This is a genomic window from Neorhizobium sp. T25_13, from assembly GCF_002968675.1.
Taxonomy (GTDB): Bacteria; Pseudomonadota; Alphaproteobacteria; order Rhizobiales; family Rhizobiaceae; genus Neorhizobium; species Neorhizobium tomejilense.
Window position 1 is genome coordinate 314,204 of the sequence record NZ_PVBI01000004.1, and the last position, 17,751, is coordinate 331,954.

At 62.0% G+C, this 17,751-nt stretch carries 14 protein-coding genes; 6 read left to right on the forward strand and 8 right to left on the reverse strand.

The window, feature by feature from the left end; translation table 11 throughout:
* From C5J22_RS11655 to atzF, 4 genes are read left to right on the forward strand one after another with little or no spacing between them, the layout of a single operon-like run.
* Positions 1 to 1,551 (forward strand): ABC transporter ATP-binding protein, encoded by a 1,551-nt coding sequence (locus tag C5J22_RS11655; protein ID WP_105438345.1) that lies wholly within the window; start codon positions 1 to 3, stop codon positions 1,549 to 1,551.
* Between the two features lie 11 nt (positions 1,552 to 1,562).
* Positions 1,563 to 2,246, forward strand: a complete 684-nt coding sequence (locus C5J22_RS11660; protein WP_105424502.1) for a cysteine hydrolase family protein — start codon at positions 1,563 to 1,565, stop codon at positions 2,244 to 2,246.
* Complete coding sequence (locus C5J22_RS11665; RefSeq protein ID WP_038587764.1) at positions 2,239 to 2,592, forward strand: cupin domain-containing protein; 354 nt, start codon at positions 2,239 to 2,241, stop codon at positions 2,590 to 2,592. Before C5J22_RS11660 ends, C5J22_RS11665 begins: the two co-directional genes overlap by 8 nt.
* Positions 2,589 to 4,427 (forward strand): allophanate hydrolase, encoded by a 1,839-nt coding sequence (gene atzF, locus C5J22_RS11670; RefSeq protein ID WP_105438346.1) that lies wholly within the window; start codon positions 2,589 to 2,591, stop codon positions 4,425 to 4,427. Before C5J22_RS11665 ends, atzF begins: the two co-directional genes overlap by 4 nt.
* A gap of 50 nt (positions 4,428 to 4,477) precedes the next feature.
* Here the strand turns inward: atzF and C5J22_RS11675 are convergent, their stop codons facing one another.
* Entirely contained in the window at positions 4,478 to 5,377 is a 900-nt protein-coding gene (locus C5J22_RS11675; protein ID WP_172746598.1) for a LysR family transcriptional regulator, read from the reverse strand.
* Positions 5,378 to 5,514: 137 nt separating this feature from the next.
* Between C5J22_RS11675 and mdlC the strand changes: the two genes are divergently transcribed.
* On the forward strand, positions 5,515 to 8,598 hold the full coding sequence (gene mdlC / locus C5J22_RS31980) for a benzoylformate decarboxylase (RefSeq protein ID WP_205837172.1): 3,084 nt from the start codon (positions 5,515 to 5,517) through the stop codon (positions 8,596 to 8,598).
* A 74-nt stretch (positions 8,599 to 8,672) separates the two neighbouring features.
* Here mdlC and C5J22_RS11690 read toward each other — a convergent pair whose 3' ends face one another.
* The 4 genes from C5J22_RS11690 to C5J22_RS11705 all read right to left on the reverse strand — a co-directional run bounded on the left by C5J22_RS11690 (position 8,673) and on the right by C5J22_RS11705 (position 12,023).
* On the reverse strand, positions 8,673 to 9,131 hold the full coding sequence (locus tag C5J22_RS11690) for a DUF3237 domain-containing protein (protein WP_105438348.1): 459 nt from the start codon (positions 9,129 to 9,131) through the stop codon (positions 8,673 to 8,675).
* Between the two features lie 5 nt (positions 9,132 to 9,136).
* The gene (locus C5J22_RS11695) at positions 9,137 to 10,432 is read right to left on the reverse strand and encodes a TRAP transporter large permease (protein ID WP_105438349.1); all 1,296 of its coding nucleotides are present in this window, start codon (positions 10,430 to 10,432) and stop codon (positions 9,137 to 9,139) included.
* A complete protein-coding gene (locus C5J22_RS11700) occupies positions 10,429 to 10,929 on the reverse strand; it encodes a TRAP transporter small permease (RefSeq protein ID WP_105438350.1) in 501 nt (166 codons plus the stop codon). Before C5J22_RS11700 ends, C5J22_RS11695 begins: the two co-directional genes overlap by 4 nt.
* A 74-nt stretch (positions 10,930 to 11,003) precedes the next feature.
* The gene (locus C5J22_RS11705) at positions 11,004 to 12,023 is read right to left on the reverse strand and encodes a TRAP transporter substrate-binding protein (protein WP_105424237.1); all 1,020 of its coding nucleotides are present in this window, start codon (positions 12,021 to 12,023) and stop codon (positions 11,004 to 11,006) included.
* Between the two features lie 711 nt (positions 12,024 to 12,734).
* Between C5J22_RS11705 and C5J22_RS11715 the strand changes: the two genes are divergently transcribed.
* Positions 12,735 to 14,123 (forward strand): FAD-binding oxidoreductase, encoded by a 1,389-nt coding sequence (locus tag C5J22_RS11715; RefSeq protein WP_105438352.1) that lies wholly within the window; start codon positions 12,735 to 12,737, stop codon positions 14,121 to 14,123.
* A 4-nt stretch (positions 14,124 to 14,127) separates the two neighbouring features.
* Here the strand turns inward: C5J22_RS11715 and C5J22_RS11720 are convergent, their stop codons facing one another.
* The 3 genes from C5J22_RS11720 to C5J22_RS11730 form a co-directional block, all read right to left on the reverse strand.
* A complete protein-coding gene (locus C5J22_RS11720) occupies positions 14,128 to 14,880 on the reverse strand; it encodes a hypothetical protein (RefSeq protein WP_172746599.1) in 753 nt (250 codons plus the stop codon).
* A 158-nt stretch (positions 14,881 to 15,038) separates the two neighbouring features.
* A complete protein-coding gene (locus C5J22_RS11725; RefSeq protein ID WP_038543673.1) occupies positions 15,039 to 16,445 on the reverse strand; it encodes an aminomethyltransferase family protein in 1,407 nt (468 codons plus the stop codon).
* Positions 16,446 to 16,858: 413 nt separating this feature from the next.
* Positions 16,859 to 17,674, reverse strand: a complete 816-nt coding sequence (locus C5J22_RS11730; RefSeq protein ID WP_105424235.1) for a GntR family transcriptional regulator — start codon at positions 17,672 to 17,674, stop codon at positions 16,859 to 16,861.
* Positions 17,675 to 17,751: the final 77 nt, after the last annotated feature.

Here is a 17,751-nt window from a genome sequence, read left to right on the forward strand (position 1 = left end):
GTGAGCATCGTTCGCGATACCCCACTCCCCCAGGCCGGCAAGGCGGTCGGCATCGAAACGCTCGGCATGACCATGCGGTTCGGTTCCTTCACCGCGCTCGACAACGTCTCGATCAGCGTGCCCGCCGGTTCGTTCCATGCTCTGCTCGGCGAAAACGGCGCCGGCAAGTCGACGCTCGTCAAATGTATCATGGGCTTCTACCACGCCACATCCGGCTCGCTCTCGGTCGACGGCCGGGAAGTCTCGGTTGCCTCGCCCAAGGATGCCGCCACTTACGGGCTCGGCATGGTCTACCAGCATTTCACGCTCGTCCCCTCGCTGACCGGCGCCGAAAACCTGGTGATCAGCCGCACCTCCGTGCCCTCGGTGATCAACTGGGCGAAGGAGCGCAAGGATCTCGCCGCCTTCATGCAGCGCATGCCGTTCCAGATCCCGCTCGAACGGCCGGTGAGCGAGCTGGCGGCCGGCGAGAAGCAGAAGCTGGAGATCGTCAAGCAGCTCTATCTCGGCCGTTCCTTCCTCGTGCTCGACGAACCGACCTCCGTGCTGACGCCGGCCGAAGCCGACGAGATGCTCGGCATCGTGCGCGGCATGACCGAGCGCGGCGAACTGACGGTGCTGATGATCAGCCACAAGTTCCACGAGGTGACGAAGTTCGCCGATGCCGTGTCGATCCTGCGCCGCGGCAAGCTGGTCGGCACCGGCAAGGTCAGCGAACTTTCCACCTCCGACATGGCGGGAATGATGATCGGCGACGTCAAGCTTGCAGAACTCGACAGCCGCCTGCCGGTGCCCGAGGCTGCGAAGTCGGTATTGAAGGTCGAACAGGTCAAGGCGCCGGATCGCTCCGGGCTGAAGACGATCGAGATCGACAACCTGACGGTCCGATCCGGCGAGATCGTCGGCATCGCCGGCATTTCCGGCAACGGCCAGAAGGAGCTGACCGAAATCCTCGCCGGCCAGCGCCCGACCGACCGAGGCACGGTGACCGTCAACGGCGAGACTTATGGCGCGACCCGCCCAGAAACCCGTAGGAACAATGTCCGCTTCATTCCGGAAGAACCCCTCCAGAACGCCTGTGCGCCAAAAATGACGGTCAGCGAAAACCTTGCCTTCCGCACCTTCGACCTCAAGGGCGACGGCAAGGATGCGATCTGGCTGAACAAGGGCGAGATGAAGAAGCGCGCAACCTCGCTGATCTCGGATTTCAAGGTCAAGACCGCCTCGTCCTCCTCACCGATATCAGCCCTTTCCGGCGGCAACGTGCAGCGCGCGGTGCTCGCCCGCGAACTCACCGGCGACGTCGATCTGCTGATCGTCTCCAATCCCTGTTTCGGCCTGGATTTCTCAGCCGTCGCCGAAATCCGCGCCCGCATCATGCGGGCCCGCAATTCGGGCACCGCCGTGCTGCTGCTCTCGGAAGATCTCGACGAACTGCTGGAAATGTCGGACCGCATCATGGTGATCTCGGAGGGTAAGCTGGTCTACGAAACACCGATCCGCGCCGCCGATATCGGCGTCATCGGCGCCCATATGGCGGGGCATCACTGATGGCCGAGGGGATAATCGAGATCAAGGCAGAACCCTTCGCTTTCCCGGCGAAACCAGGTGCGCTGGCGCTCATCGTCATCGATATGCAGCGCGATTTCGCCGAACCTGGCGGTTTTGGCGCCAGCCTCGGTAACGATGTCGGCCGCATCACCAAGATCGTGCCGGACGTCAAACGCTTGATCCAGGGTTTTCGCGATGCCGGCCTGCCGGTCATCCACACCATGGAGTGCCACAAGCCGGACCTTTCCGACCTGCCGCCCGCCAAGCGCGACCGCGGCAATCCAACGCTCAGGATCGGTGATGTCGGCCCCATGGGTCGGGTGCTGATTTCAGGCGAACCGGGTACGGCGATCATCTCCGAACTCGCGCCGATCGGTGGCGAGGTGGTGATCGAAAAGCCCGGCAAGGGCGCCTTCTACGCCACCGAACTGAGTGACGTGCTGAAGGCGAAAGGCATCAGCCAGCTCGTCTTTGCCGGCGTGACGACGGAAGTCTGCGTCCAGACGACGATGCGCGAGGCGAACGACCGCGGCTACGAATGCCTGCTCGCCGAAGAGGCGACCGAAAGCTATTTTCCGGAGTTCAAGGCGGCGGCCATCGCCATGATCCGCGCCCAGGGCGCCATCGTCGGCTGGACCGCCCATGTGGACGACATTCTGGAAGGGATCGCGCCAAAGGGGATCACCAATGCCTGAATCAACCCGCGAACTTCTGACGCTAGGTGGATGGAAAGACTTGGAATTCGAGCCCTTCCGCGACGAGGTCACGATCCACTGGATCCGCCCCTTCGAAGGCGACCAGCCGGGCGTGGCGCTGCTGAAATACGAGGCCGGCGCCGGCGTTCCCCGCCATCGCCATGAAGGCCTCGAAACCATCCTGGTGCTCGAGGGCGTGCAATCCGACGAGGCCGGCGACTACGGTCGCGGCAGCTATATCGTCAATGCGCCCGGCACCGAACACTCCGTCTGGAGCGATACCGGCTGCGTCGTCCTTATCCAGTGGGACCGGCCGGTGACAATACTGGAAGAGGAAATGGCATGAGCTTGCCGGAACAGACGCCCGCCTTCGACATCGCCTCGCTTCACGCGTTCTACCAGGATGGCGGCAGTGTCGCGCAGATCGTCGAGGCGGTTTTCGCGCGGATCGCCGAGGTCGATGATCCCGGCATCTTCATCCACCTGGCCGACAGGGAGACGGCGCTAGCGGAAGCCGCAAGCCTTGGCGCCTTTGATCCGGCGAAACCGCTCTTCGGCATTCCCTTCGCGGTGAAGGACAATATCGACGTCGCAGGCATGCCGACCACGGCCGCCTGCCCGGACTATGCCTATATGCCCGAGAAGGACGCGACCGTGGTCGGCCTGCTCAAGGCAGCCGGTGCGATCGTCATCGGCAAGACCAATCTCGACCAGTTCGCGACCGGTCTGGTCGGTGTCCGTTCGCCCTATCCGATCCCCAAAAACGCCATCGACGCAAGGCTCGTGCCGGGCGGCTCATCTTCCGGGTCGGCGGTCGCGACCGCGCAGGGCATCGTCAGCTTCGCTTTGGGCACCGATACCGCCGGCTCAGGCCGCATCCCGGCCGGCCTCAACAATATCGTCGGACTGAAACCGAGCGTTGGCGCGCTGTCGACCAGTGGCGTGGTCCCCGCCTGCCGCACCCTCGACTGCGTCTCGATCTTCGCGCTGACTACGGACGACGCGTGGACGGTATTCTCCGTCGCCGCGAAATACGACGAGACGGACGCCTATTCGAAGGTCGTTCCGGCGACCGGATTCGGCTCGGCGCAGCCGGTGCTGACGATCGGCATCCCTGCCAAGGCCGACCTGCAATTCTTCGGCGATGCCGTGATGGAGGCAGCCTATGGCGATGCAATATCGATGCTCGCAAGGCTCGGACACCGGATCGTCGAAGTGCCGTTCGGCGAGTTCTACAAGGTCGCCAACCTTCTCTACGAAGGCGCCTGGGTGGCCGAGCGTTATGCCGCGGTAAAACCGTTCTTCGACACCAAGGAAGAGAGTTTCCACCCGGTGACGCGAAAAATCTACGGCGGCGCCAAATCGCTTTCCGCGACCGATGCGTTCAAGGGTTTTTATGCGCTGCAGGCCCTGAAGAAGACGCTGGCGCCTCTGATCGCCTCCGTCGATCTCTTCTGCGTGCCGACCGCGCCGACCCACTACACGCGTGCGGACCTCGATGCGGAGCCGATCCGGGAAAACTCGCGGCTCGGCACTTACACGAATTTCGTCAATCTGCTCGACATGTGCGGCATCGCCGTGCCGACCGGCACCCGTGCCGACGGCCTGCCGGCAAGTGTCACGCTGCTTGCACCTTTCGGCCGCGACGGTCTCACCGCATCGGTTGCCCGTGACCTTCACCAGGCGAGCGGCCTTTCGCTAGGCGCCACCGGCTGGCCGCTTCCCGCACCATCCGAAACGCCTGTCGCAATCGCCAGCGACGACCTGATCGACGTCATCGTGGTCGGTGCTCACCTTTCCGGCATGCCGCTCAACCATCAGCTTACCAATCTCGACGGCACGTTCTCCCGGGTCGCGAAAACCTCGGCCGCCTACAAGCTTTATGCGCTGGCCGGCACGGTGCCGCCGAAACCCGGCATGGTCCGCGTCGCCGAAGGCGAAGGCGGCGAGATCGAGGTCGAGGTCTGGAAATTGACGCCGGCGGGCTTCGGCCTGTTCGTCGCGGCGATCCCGCCCCCGCTCGGCATCGGCACCGTCGTGTTGTCGGACGGCACTTCGGCCAAGGGGTTTCTGGCCGAACCGTTCGCACTTCAGGGTGCGCTCGACATCACCGCCTATGGCGGCTGGCGGGCCTATCTCAAGGAGTTCGCGTCGCTGCCGCGGGTCGGCAACGTCGGCTGATCTGGGAACGCCTTCCCCAAGCAGAGGTAGAGCCTAAACCGCCCTGCCCTTTACATCGCCCAGGTCTCGCTGATGCGGCGAATGCATTGCAGCAGGTTGACCGTCGGCGGCGTCATCAGGCCCTTCTTGCGGCGGTACACGCGAAAGGTCCGTTGCCAGTCGAGTTCGGGCACGTTGACGCGTGCCATGTTGCCCCGTTCCACCTCCTCGCGCACCAAGGGCAGCGGCATCCAGCAGAACATCGCCTCCGAGAGAACCGCGGCTTTCAGAACCGGCACGGAGCGGGAGACGATCGACGGCGCGTTTGGCTCCAGCGCATTGTCATGGAACCGCCGCTGCCACTCCCTGACGGTCGGTGTGCCTGGTGGAGGCATGGCCCAGTCGAAGCCCGCCGCCTCGGCAAGCGCTACATGCTCTCGGCTGATGATCGGATGATCGGACCTTGCAAAAACCGACACCGTGTCGTGCATGATATCGGGCGTCGCCATGATGATGTCGTCGTCCAGATAGGGCTCCGGCGAAATCGCGATATCGATCGTTCCGCCCTTCAGCCCTTCCAGCACCCGGTCCTCCAGGTCCTCGATGACCTGGTACTGCACTTCCGGATGCTGTTTGCGCATCTCGCCGATCACCGCGATGATGAAACCGCCGACAACGCTCGCCACCCCGCCGATCCGCACCACGCCGCGGCTGGCGCCGCGCATCTGCTGGATCACGTCTGTCGCATTGCCGATCTCGGAAACGACCAGTTTGGCATAGGGAAGCAGGGCATCTCCGAAGACGGTCGGCACCACGCCGCGCGTCGTGCGCTCGAAAAGAGGAACGCCGTAGCTGTCCTCCAGCCGCTTCAGCATGCGTGTGATTGCCGGCTGCGTCATGTTCAAGGCGGTGGCGGCCGCGCCGAGGCTACCGCGCCGCGCGCATTCCAGAACGATTTGAGCCGATCGCACATCCAAAGTCATGCCTTGATGTAATGGATTATTGGAAATTCTTCAATTCCAAGAGAGGGCGCTATCTGCGACACTTCCCACGACAAGACATGCGCTCAGGGTGGGAGCCCTGAAGGCCGGGAGGAGGCCTCGAAGCTATGAACAAGATGTCGCTGGATTTCCTGTCCAGCAGCACGAAGCTGCGTGGACAGACCGTAAGTGAGGCGGTTTTCGACTTTCTGAGGCAGAAGGGCATCGACCGCATTTTCGGCAATCCGGGCTCCACCGAACTGCCGATGTTCGTCAACGTGCCGGAGGATTTTTCCTATGTGCTCGGCCTGCAGGAATCGATCGTCGTTGCGATGGCCGACGCCTACGCACAGGCGAGCCGCAAGCCGGCCTTCGTAAACCTGCATTCCGCCGCCGGCCTCGGCCATGCGCTCGGCAATATCTACACGGCCTATCGCAACCGCGCGCCGCTGATCATCACCACCGGTCAGCAGAGCCGCGAACTGCTGCCCCACGACCCGTTCCTGTTCGCCGAAAATCCGACCGAATTTCCGAAGCCCTATGTGAAATGGGCCTGCGAACCGGCCCGCGCCGAAGACGTGCCGGCAGCGATCGCCCGCGCCTATTATATGGCGATGCAGGCACCCCGCGGACCGGTTATGGTGTCGGTGCCCCTGAGCGACTGGCAGGCGCAGGCAGCGCCGATCGCCATCCGCGACGTGGAAACGGTGATCAGCGCCCCTGCCTCGGCGATCGACGATCTCGCCCGCCAGCTGAACGATGCCAAGGAGCCGGTGCTCGTTGTCGGACCGGGCGTCGATATCGACAATGCCTGGGACGCCACGGTACGGCTGGCCGAAATCCTGCAGGCGAAGGTGTGGGTAAGCCCGCTTTCGTCGCGCTGCAGCTTTCCGGAGCGTCATCCGCTGTTTGCCGGCTTCCTGCCGGCCTTCCAGCCGAAGCTCGCGAACTGCCTGCATGGCGCCGATCTCGTGCTGGTGCTCGGCGCGCCGGCCTTCACCTATCACTTCGCCGGCTCCGGCCCGGATATTCCGGCAGGTGCGGAACTGTGGCTGATCACCGACGACCCGGCCCAGGTCGCGAGCGCCATCGTCGGCAACGCCATGGTCTCGAACCTGCGCGCCGCCACAGAAAGCCTCGTCTACCGCCTGCGCTGCCGTCCGCAGCGTCCTGGCGGCCCCGCCCGCACCATTCCGCGCCTGAAAACACCGAAGGGCATCACCCAGGAATTTTTCTACCAGACGCTCGCCGACGTTCGCTCGCCTGATAGCATCGTCTTCGAGGAAGCCCCAAGCGGCCGTGACGCGCTGCACGACTTCTTGCCCATCGAACGGCCCGGCGGCTTTTTCGCCACCGCCAGCGGCGGGCTCGGGTATGCCCTGCCCGGCTCGGTCGGTGCGGCCCTGACCAGGCCGGAACAGCCGGTCATCGCCGTCATCGGCGACGGATCGAGCCTCTATTCCATCCAGTCGATCTGGTCCGCCGTCGAATACGATGCCGATCTGATGATCGTCATCCTCAACAACGGCGGCTACAAGGTACTGAAGGCGATTGCCGAGCGGAGCGGTTCCGGCCGCATCGACGGCGTCGACATCGGCCACATGGATTTCGTGCAAATCGCTGAGGCGCAGGGCTGCAAGGCCGTTCGCTGCGAAAAGGGCGAGGAACTGTCGTCATGCCTGCGGGGCCTTCTCAAGATGAAGGGGCCGCGGCTTTTGGAAATCATTCTATCCGAGGAGGAGACTGAAATGAATGTCGCTGTCAGAAACGAACAGGTCCTGAAAACCCCCGAAAAGTTCTTCATCGGCGGCGAATGGGTCGCCCCGCTCGGCACCAACAAGCTCGACGTCATCTCGCCGGTGACCGAAGAAGTGCTGATGAGCTATCCCGAAGCCAGCAATGCCGATATCGACAAGGCCGTTGCCGCCGCCCGCGACGCCTTCGACAACGGCCCCTGGCCGCGCATGACCTTCAAGGAACGTGCCGGATACCTGCGCAAGGTCGCCGACCTCCTGACCGCCCGCCTCGACGAGATCGCCAATGCCTGGACCACCCAGGTCGGCGCGCCGATCTTCCTGACCAAGAAGCTCGTCGGCCAAAACCCCGGCCTCTACAACTATTATGCAGGCCTGATCGAGAACGACGAGTTCGTCGATCAGCGCAAGCGCGCCGATGGCGGCGAAGTCCGCGTCGTGCGCGAGCCGGTCGGCGTCTGCGCCGCGATCACGCCGTGGAACGCGCCGATGGTGCTCCTCAACTACAAGGTCTCGGCAGCGCTTGCCGCCGGCTGCACGATCGTCGCCAAGCCCTCGCCGGAAACCCCGCTGGACGCCTATCTTCTGGCCGAATGCATCGAACAGGCCGGGCTGCCCAAGGGCGTCTTCAACCTCGTTCCGGCCGGCCGCGAAGGCGGCGACTACCTCGTCCGCCACCAGGGCGTCGACAAGGTGTCGTTCACCGGCTCGACCATTGCCGGCAAGACCATCGCCGCCGCCTGCGCCGACCGCCTTGCCCGCGTCAGCCTCGAACTCGGCGGCAAGTCGGCAGCCGTGCTTCTCGACGATGCCGACTTCGCCAAGGCCCTGCCGGCGCTGATGGTCTATTCCATGCCGATCACCGGCCAGGTCTGCTTCTCGCTGACCCGCATCCTGGTGCCGGAATCCCGCAAACAGGAATTCATCGACCTCTATGTCGGCGCGGTGAAGAACATCAAGGTCGGTGATCCAGCCGATCCGACCACCCAGATGGGCCCGCTCACCATGGCCCGCCAGCTTGCCCGCGTCGAAGGCTATATCGCTGCCGGCCGCGCAGGCGGTGCGACGGTTGCCTGCGGCGGCGGTCGCCCGGCCGGTCTCGACCGCGGCTACTTCATCGAGCCGACCGTCTTCACCGACGTGACGATGGACATGAAGATCGCTCAGGAAGAAATCTTCGGCCCGGTCGTGTCGATCATCAGCTACAAGGACGATGACGAAGCCGCAAAGATCGCCAATGACACGACATACGGCCTGTCCGGCGCGGTCTTCAGCTCCGATCCGGAGCGTGGTTATGCGTTTGCCCGCCGCATGCGGACCGGCAGCGTGACGGTCAACGGCATGATCGTCGACATCCATCATCCCTTCGGCGGGTTCAAGCAGTCCGGCATCGGCCGCGAGGGTGGCCCCGAAGGCCTCGAAAACTACTTTGAGGTCAAGACGATCCACATGGCCTGAGGCCATAGAGCTCAAACAGAAAGGCCGCCGGGTTCATGATCCGGCGGCCTTCTTGTTTCGAAATGTCTGGTGGATCAGAGCACCTCGAAAACCCCGATCCTGACCGCATTTGCCAAACGCTCGCCGGTGCCGATGAACATGGTGTGGTTGAGCCAGGCATATCTCGGGTCGCCGGTCTGCAGGCGCGGCGTCGTGCGCATGTAATAGAGCGCCGGATCGACCGCCTCGCCCGCCGCCAGCCTTGCCAGCACGTCCGGCGGCCCGTGCCGGAAACCGAAATTGCGGATGTCGATCATCGCCCCGTCATGGGTCTCGATCACGTAACGCGTGTCGAGTTCCGCGTAACCGGCATCATAGACGCTCTGCCAGTCCGCGCCGAGATTGAGGACGCGCCCGGAAAGGCGCTCCCCTTCCACCACGCCGCCGATGATCGGGATGATCCGCCAGCGGCCGCCAGGGCCGCCTCCCTTCTCGATCGGCGCGCCGAGTTCGGCGCGGATTTCGCAAAGCTGTCTGAGGCTCGGTGCCATCATGTACGTTATCTCATCGTTTGCGGCAGCCAGAGCGAGATCACCGGGAACGCCACCAGCAGGAAAAGCCGGATGATATCGTTGAGAATGAAAGGCATGACGCCGCCGTAGATCGTGGTGATCTTCACGTCCTTCGCAATCGAATTGATCACGAAGACATTGATGCCGACGGGCGGCATGATCATGCCGAGCTGGCAGGCGACGACGATGATGATGCCGAACCAGACCGGGTCGAAGCCAAGATGGCTGACGACCGGGAACACGATCGGCACGAGCAGGATGATCATCGCCATCTCGTCCATCAAAGCCCCGGCAATGAGGAAAATGACCAGGATCAGCGTCAGCGTCCCATAGGGCCCGAGATCCATTCCGACCAGCAGTGCTGTCAGCTTCTGCGGCGACTGGGTGATCGCCAGGAAATAGCCGAACAGGATGGCGCCGATCAGCACGCTGAACAGCGAAACCGACGTCCGGAGTGACTCCACGAGGCTCGCCATGATGGACCGATAGTTCAGCCGGCCGCGCAGCAAGCCGATAACCATGGTCATCAAGGCCCCGACCGCCGCCGCTTCCGTGGCTGTCGCAACGCCGAAATAAATCACCCCGATGACGGCGATGAAGAGGAGCAAAACGGCCCAGACGTCCCGAAGCGATGCGAGAGCTTCCCTCAGCTCGAACGGCTTTCCGGGCGGCAACCGCTTGCCATGGGCGATCAGCACCGTCGCCATGTACATGAAGGTCGCCATGATGCCGGGGATGATGCCGGCCATCAGCAGCTGCGCGACATCCGTCTCCGTCAGAAAGGCGTAGACGACCATGATCACCGAAGGCGGGATCAGAATGCCGAGCGTGCCGCCTGCGGCGATAACGCCGGTCGAGGTGGCATCGGCGTATTTCGCCTTGCGCATCTCGGGCAGCGCGATCCGGGTCATTGTCGCGGCGGTCGCGATCGAACTGCCGCAGATCGCCGCAAATCCGGCGCAGGCGCCGATCGTGGAGAGGGCGAGCCCTCCCCGGAATTGCCCGAGCCAGGCATTGCCTGTCCTGAACAATTCCCGCGACATGCCGGAATTGGTGGCAAAGGCCCCCATCAGGATAAAGAACGGCACGAGCGTCAGGTTGAAGTCGGTAATGACGCGGATCGGCGATGTCGTCAGCAGGTTGAGCGCCGGCGACATGCCGCGCATGGCGGCAAAGCCGAATATGCCGACCAGCCCCATCGAAACGCCGAGCGGAACGCGCAGGCCCATGAGCACGAACATGGCGACAAAGCCGCCGATAGCGACGAGATCAGCGGTATTCATACGCCATGGCCCTCAAGCGGATCGATATCTTCGGGTTCGCGCCGAACGAAAGGCGCGATCGCGGTGGTGACGACAGCCGATGCGCAGCCGAGCCAGATCAGGCCGATCAATGGCCAGACGGGGATGCGCAGATCGAACGTCGCTTCATTGCTCCGATAGGCGCTGGCGAGGCGGAAGAACATCATGTAGGCGAGCATGGCCGTGAAGACGAGGAGCAGCGCCCAGGCGATGAAATTGAGGACGCGGCGCCCCCGCGGCCCCATCGGCTCGTAGAGCAGGTCGACCGCGATGTGCCCGCCGCGATAACCGAGCGACGCCAGGCCCCACATGATGCAGGCGCCGATCAGATAGCGCGAAATATCGAAGGAGTCGGGGATCGGCCACGCCAGGACATAGCGGCCAACGGTGGAAGCGACGATCAGGATGGTACATAGCCCCAGCAGGATGCCTGCCACAAGATCGACCACGTCGCTGAAGCGTTCCAGATAGCGGTTCATGGACAGCACTCGATGAACGGATGGAAAAGGGCGGGCGCCGCGACAGCACCCGCCTGCGAATGGTCCTGCGCGGGTTATTTCACGTCGGCGCCGTATTTCTTGAGCGTCTCTTGCAGGCTCGCCCAGGCCGCCTTGGCGTCTATGCCGGCCTTGGTGGCTGCAGTCTCCCATTCGCCCTGCAGCGAACCCGTCGCCTTTTTCCAGAGGCCCACCTCGTCCGGGGTCGGCTTGTAGAGGGTGTGGCCTCCCGCATCGATCATCTTCTGGCGCCCGGCCGCTTCCGCATCGGCCCATTTGCTGGCCATCTTCTCGGCCCATTCGGGCGTGCAGTGATCGTCGATCACCTTGCGGTCGGCGGCGGAAAGCCCGTCGATCTTGGCCTTGTTCATCACGAAGGCGAAGGTCGTGGCGTAGAACGGCAGGTCAAGATGATGCTTGGTCACGTCCTGCAGACCGAACGTGTAGATCGAGTTCCAGGGCGAGGCGGTCATGTCGGCACCTCCCTTGGAGATCAGTTCGCGCATTTCGCCAGCCGGCACCTGCACCGATGCGGCCCCGAGCGAGCTCACCATGCGGGCCATGGTCGCGTGCGCCGGGCGGATGTTCTTGCCCTTCAGGTCGGCAGGAACCTGGATCGGTCCCTTGACGCCGTGCAGCGTTCCCGGGTCATGCAGATGTACCATGCAGACGTAGACGTCCTTCATTTCCTTCTGGGCGTACTGCCCATACCATTCGTCGAGCGCCCGCGACCCGCCCTTGGCATTGGCGATCAGGAAGGGAATTTCGCCCGCCGCGATGATCGGGAAGCGCCCCGGCTGATAACCCGGATTGATGAAGCCGATATCGACGATGCCGTCGCGCGCCATGTCGTAATGATCGGGTGCGGCACCGAGCTGAGAGGCGGGGTATATGGTGATGTTGATGCGCCCGCCGGACGCTTCCTTGATCGATTTCGCCCAAGGCTCCATCCCGCCCGGCTGCAGCGCATGGGTGGCGGGTACCCAGTGCGACAATGTCAGTTCTACGTCGGCGGCGTGAGCGGGTGCAATCAGCGCCGCGAGGCAGGCCGAAGCGAGCAATGCCTTCAGTTTCATGTGTTTCTCCTCCCTTTGAGATCAGAGGCCGGCGAGGCTCCCTCCCCGCTGCGGCCAGCGAATATCGCGGTCAACCCACCGGGAGAGTTCAAGCTCCGGCGGGATCGACAAAGTCGTTGGAAATTCCGTGACGAGCCGCAATTGCGGCGCCCATAAAAACGGCCGGCGAAAGGTCGGCAGCGGCGCGGCCGCGCGTCATCTCAGCAGCCGAAACCGAACCCACCATGTCTGTGGCAGATGCAACTGTCCCGGCCATCTGTGTATACATCGATTTCCTCCCATGCCCGGTCTCCCAAGGTGACGCCGTCCTCCCGACATCGCCTACCCGAACGTTCGAATTTCAACACATCCAGGCTGAAACGACAAGCTTCCATTTCGTTTTGGGATACAAAAAATCAGGGCTCCTGAGATTTCTCCGATAGGCACTTCAACCGCAGTTCAAACCGTCTAGAATGTCGCGACAGCACTTCATGCATACACGGCAGGAAGAATGGGGTAACAAGGCGGGGCTGGGAGACCCTAATCTGAAGGAGGGAATGTTCGGCCGGGAAAAACTGCCGGCCGATCGGTTGGGATACGGTATCGGCGTCCAAAACCGTTGGCGGAAACGCCGGGACGCACCAAGATTTCCGGCCCCGGTTGCTTTGGATCCGTACCGGATCGAGGGGCACGATTATTCAAGTCATCATTGCGGCATCAGGGAGGAAGAAAATGGATGATCTCGTCACGCCGGTCGGTCAGGCGATTGCGAAACTCAAAGGCATTCTCGGCGACAGGCTTGTAACGTCGGCGGCCGTGCGCGAACACCACAGCCACGACACGTCGCGGCTCGCCCCTCACCTGCCCGATGCCGTCGTCTTTCCGCGCACCGAAGAAGAGGTGCAGGCGATCGTTTCCGCCTGTGCTGCGCATGGGGTGCCGGTCGTGCCCTTCGGTGCGGGGTCCTCGATGGAAGGCCACACGATCCCGATCCGCGGCGGCATTTCACTCGATACCCGCGAGATGAACAGGATACTCGAGATCCGGCCCGAGGACCTGCTGGCCGTCGTCCAGCCCGGCGTCACCCGCAAGCAGCTCAATGTGGACCTGCGCGAAACCGGCCTGATGTTCTCGGTCGATCCCGGCGCCGACGCCTCGATCGGCGGCATGGCGTCGACCCGCGGCAGCGGCACCACTTCGGTCCGCTACGGCACGATGCGCGAAAACGTGCTGGCTCTCCGGGTGGTGACACCAGACGGCGAGGCGATCCAGACCGGCTCGCGGGCCAGAAAATCCTCGTCGGGCTACGATCTCACACATCTCTTTGTCGGCTCGGAGGGCACGCTCGGCGTGATCACCGAACTCACCGTCCGCCTGCATCCCATTCCGGAAGCCGTGTCGGTTGCCTTCTGCCCTTTCCCGACTGTCGCAAATGCCGTGGAAGCAGTGATCGAGGCGGTGCAATATGGCATTCCGGTCGCCCGCGTGGAGTTTCTGGACGAAGTGGCGATCGCCAGCGTCAACAACTATTCCAAGCTAGACATGCCGGTCGCCCCGACGCTGTTTTTCGAATTCCACGGCACGTCCGCCTGGGTCGAGGAACAGGCGAAGCTGGTCGAAGAGATCACCAAGGGCCACAAGGCAATCTCCTTCCGCTGGACGGCCGATGCTGACGAGCGGGCAAAACTCTGGCAAGCCCGCCACGACCTTTTCTGGGCGACCAAGGCGATCATTCCGGGCTTTGAGCTCTATACCGGCGACATTTGCGTGCCGATCTCCAGGCTTGCCGAAAGCATCGTCGCAGCGCGGGCCGATATCGATGCCTCCTCGCTGACGGGCCAGATCATCGGCCATGTCGGCGACGGCAATTTCCACACCGCCTACCTGATCGACCCGAACAATCCGGAGCATCTGAAGGAGGCCGACGAAATGGCCGACCGCGTCGTCGAACGGGCGCTGGCCGTCGGCGGCACCGCCAGCGGCGAACACGGCATCGGCATCGCCAAGCTCAAATTCATGCGCCGCGAACACGGCAAGGCGGTGGATGTGATGAAGAAGATCAAGGCGGCTCTTGATCCCCTGGGGATCATGAACCCGGGCAAGATGGGGGATGCGGGCTAGTTAACTACTGGCTGTAGTCAAAATCTTGGAAGGGGTCAACTTCACCTTCCAAGGTCTGCCAGTTGAAATCGTATCTCGCAATTGCGGGTATGCTTTCAGGAAATTTTACCAGGAAGTAACTTCCAATACCATCCTCGAATTTGTCGATCGGTACATTGATGCTTGTGGAAAGCGATGTAGTAGATGAAAACACTCCATCGAGAAATTGCGATGAAAGTACGACTAGCAGGCCAGCCACCGCGTTCAACAGATTATCAAAATTTGCCTTGCGAAACTCGCTATGTCTGTCGTGTTTCGCTGAGTTATACGCCTGATACCAGGTTGGCTTGCCATCCTTTAACCAGTCGTTGAACGGATGGAAAATTTTGTTGTCGCCCCGCCACACAGGCGCCTTCACTTGGTATTCGGATAGGAAATGCGACTTTTCTATCTTCCTATAGTCCGAGATATCGAGACGCTTCGTCTTTTGATATTTATTCTCACGGAGTATCGCCTTGAAATTCGCCTCAATTTCAGTGCAAACGCGAAGCATTAATTCATGAATTCTGAATGAATACGTATCCTTATTGACTTCATCAGGCTCGATATAATCAAATAGATTAATTACATCTTTCTGAATTACCTCGAACGCTCGAAGGTAGTGAAGGGCGTCGGAACTGAATTTGGGATGGCGCATATACTGCCATCGGCCGCCTTCAGAATATTGACCATCTACGAACTGCCGAATAGTCCGTCGAAATGGCTTGTTTACAGACATGTCCCCTCCGATGCGCGAATGACGACTCTACAACAAACAGGACACAAAAATCGACTGACCCATCCAGCTGGTGCGCGCTTTTCCTAGCTCACCCTCAGTCAAAATACGAAAAACGGCGCCCGGAGGCGCCGTTCTCGTGCAACATCCTGGGAGGACAATCAGACCTTCTTGGTGCGCCAGCTTTCGGCATAGTTTTCGCGGGCTTCGGCGGCATAGGGGGTGGGCGAGACGCGGACGCGGATTTCGGCCTGTTTGTGGCCCTTTTCGATCGAGGTCTTGCCGGTTCCACCGTTCGGTTCGCCCCAGATCAGCGTCAGGACGTCGCCTTCCTGGACATCCGCGTCGACGACGCCGAGCGACAGCATGCAGCGTTCGTTGTAGCTGTAGCCGTTGAACATCGACATGCCGACGACCTTGTCGCCATGCATGATCCTGTCGGCGCTCGAAGACGCATAGTTCGGCTGCGGCAGGTCGATCCACTTGTAGGCCTCGCCGCCGGGAACGAAGTTCGATGCGATGACCTTCATCACGTCTTCCGCGTTCCACTCGAAGGTGACCTTCTTGCGCTGCGGCTGACCCTTCATCTTTTCCAGCGCCTCGCGGCCGACGAAGTCGTGGTCGAACTTGATGTAGATGCCGTAACCGAGTTCGTACGGATTGACGTAGTAGTCTTCGATATTGTCAGAGACGAGGCTGCCGCCGATCGAGCCGGTCGCTTCATAGCTGTCTTCCGTCAGCCAGTCGCGATAGCCCTGCAGTTCGGCGCCGGTGTAGATGCCCGGCAGCGGCGACGGGATCCAGCCGGATTCCAGCGTGTTGGTGGAATAGGCGCGCGCACCGACGAGATAGAGGTCGACGCCGGCATCCTTGGCGGCCTTGACGATGATCTCGCGGACTTCGTCCTTCTCGGCATAGGGACCCCAAACTTCGAGGCCGGGCGCGCCGGCCATGCCGTGGCGCAGGGCCTGGACCTTCTTGGAGCCGATATTGATCCAGTCGACATGGAAGAACTTGATGTCGGGGATCGGGCCGCCATTCATCTTTTCAAAGATCTTCGGAGCGTCCGGACCCTGGATCTGGAAGCGGTAGTGAACGCGATTGACTTCCTTGCCGTCCGGGCGCGACGGCGAACGCGGGTCGTGGGTAAGCTTGACGTCATGCTTGCCGAGCGAAGCGTTGTAGCGCAGCCAGTTGGCGGTCGGCGCGCGGCCAACGAGCACGAACTTGTCATCACGCTCGCGGAAGATGATCATGTCGCCGATGACGTGTCCAGCAGGCGTCACCGGAACGTAATGTTTGGCGCGATCGACGCCGAAATTGGCAAAGCTGTTGATCGCCAGGCTTTCCAGGAACCTGGACGCGTCCGGGCCTTCGACAATCAGTTCGTCCATGTGGTGGGACTGGTCGAACAGGACCGCCGAATGGCGCCAGGCCATCTGCTCGGTGCGCCAGTTCGAAAACTCCGGCGCGACGACCGGATAGATATACATGCCGATGCGCGAATTGCGCAGCATCTCGACAGTATTGCCCTTTTCTTTCAGGATCTGGGTCAGATTCTTCGGCATTTTCTTAACCTTCCCTCGGTTGCTCTCCTGCATGCCGCCCGCCGGCAAAGCCGGTTCGGGATACGATATGCATCGTCTCAAGATGTCTCATGCAATTGAGGGTCAGCGGTCTCCTCCCGCCATCTCCTCCCAACAGCCCGGTTCTCGAACCTCGCCTCGACGGCTCGGCGGAAATCGAGGCCTCCTCCCGGTCGAAGCAATTCATAGAGCAATCATTTTTGGGATACAATACCCGATTTTGGCCGCTCCGCCAAAAGTGCCGCGACAGCCCATTAGAATTGCGCCGTTGGTATAATATATGGTGATAATTGATGCGGTGCGGAAAAACAAACTGGATCCGGATTGCCGCTATCCGCGAACAAAATTGGCATTTTGGGATCCCAAACTGAATCGCCTCGCGCCTGCTAACGCCCCTAGTCTTCGTTTTCGTCCTGCATCGGGCCATTGATATGACCGGCCGGACTGTCGAGGTCGAAGATCGGCAGGATGCGCGAGCCGTCGATCGCGAAAAGCCCCTTGCTGATGCCAAGGCTGATCTTCACCCCTTCCCCATGCTCGCGGAAAAGGCTTTCGGCGCGGGCGCCGTCGCGGGCGATCAGCGCCGAAACCATGTGATGGTGCTGCCAGTGCGCGTAATGAAGATGCTGCGCCCGCTCCTTGCGGGTGATGTTGTCGAAGCGGATCGAATCCGGCGCGCCGAAGGGCACGCGGTCGAAAAGGCTGGTGAGCTGGTGCAGCAGGTTTCCCCCGCCGGCCTCGATGATCAACGTGTGGAAACGCAGGTTCATCGCCGCATAACGCTCCTCGTTGACCGGATCGTCGATACCGCCGTTCTCGAAGATATCGTCACCTTCGCGCAGGCAATCCTTGAGCTCCGCCACCAGCGTCGGCGACGGGCCTTCGCTTGCAATCTTCTTGGCCGCATAACCCTCGATCATCGAGCGCAGTTCGATCGCCTCGATCACGTCGGCAACCTTGTAGGCTCGGACACGATAGCCGCGGGCGCCAACCCGCTGCAGCACGCCCTCTTCAACCAGCACCGCCAGCGCATGCCGGATCGGCGTGCGCGACACGCCGAGCGCCTCGGCAAGCCCGGATTCGGAGAGTTTCTTGCGCGGATCGATCGTGCCGTCGCTCGCCCAGGTCCTCAACTTGTCGATCACGTGCTGCTGGCGGGTCTCCTGCTTCTCAGGCCCGGGAGGATTCTGAGTTCGGGTGCCTGTGGTCATGCTTGGGCCTCACCTGCGCCATATCGAAATGCGGACCACGCCGGCCGAGGAAAGGCCGGCGGGAACATCGCTTCAAT

Bases quoted from the DNA above. Each gene is read 5' to 3' on its own strand.
- C5J22_RS11695 (WP_105438349.1), bottom strand. From the start codon at position 10,432: ATGAATACCGCTGATCTCGTCGCTATCGGCGGCTTTGTCGCCATGTTC.
- C5J22_RS11665 (WP_038587764.1), top strand. From the start codon at position 2,239: ATGCCTGAATCAACCCGCGAACTTCTGACGCTAGGTGGATGGAAAGAC.
- C5J22_RS11700 (WP_105438350.1), bottom strand. From the start codon at position 10,929: ATGAACCGCTATCTGGAACGCTTCAGCGACGTGGTCGATCTTGTGGCA.
- C5J22_RS11715 (WP_105438352.1), top strand. From the start codon at position 12,735: ATGGATGATCTCGTCACGCCGGTCGGTCAGGCGATTGCGAAACTCAAA.
- C5J22_RS11705 (WP_105424237.1), bottom strand. From the start codon at position 12,023: ATGAAACTGAAGGCATTGCTCGCTTCGGCCTGCCTCGCGGCGCTGATT.
- C5J22_RS11725 (WP_038543673.1), bottom strand. From the start codon at position 16,445: ATGCCGAAGAATCTGACCCAGATCCTGAAAGAAAAGGGCAATACTGTC.
- C5J22_RS11690 (WP_105438348.1), bottom strand. From the start codon at position 9,131: ATGATGGCACCGAGCCTCAGACAGCTTTGCGAAATCCGCGCCGAACTC.
- C5J22_RS11720 (WP_172746599.1), bottom strand. From the start codon at position 14,880: ATGTCTGTAAACAAGCCATTTCGACGGACTATTCGGCAGTTCGTAGAT.
- C5J22_RS11730 (WP_105424235.1), bottom strand. From the start codon at position 17,674: ATGACCACAGGCACCCGAACTCAGAATCCTCCCGGGCCTGAGAAGCAG.
- atzF (WP_105438346.1), top strand. From the start codon at position 2,589: ATGAGCTTGCCGGAACAGACGCCCGCCTTCGACATCGCCTCGCTTCAC.
- mdlC (WP_205837172.1), top strand. From the start codon at position 5,515: ATGAACAAGATGTCGCTGGATTTCCTGTCCAGCAGCACGAAGCTGCGT.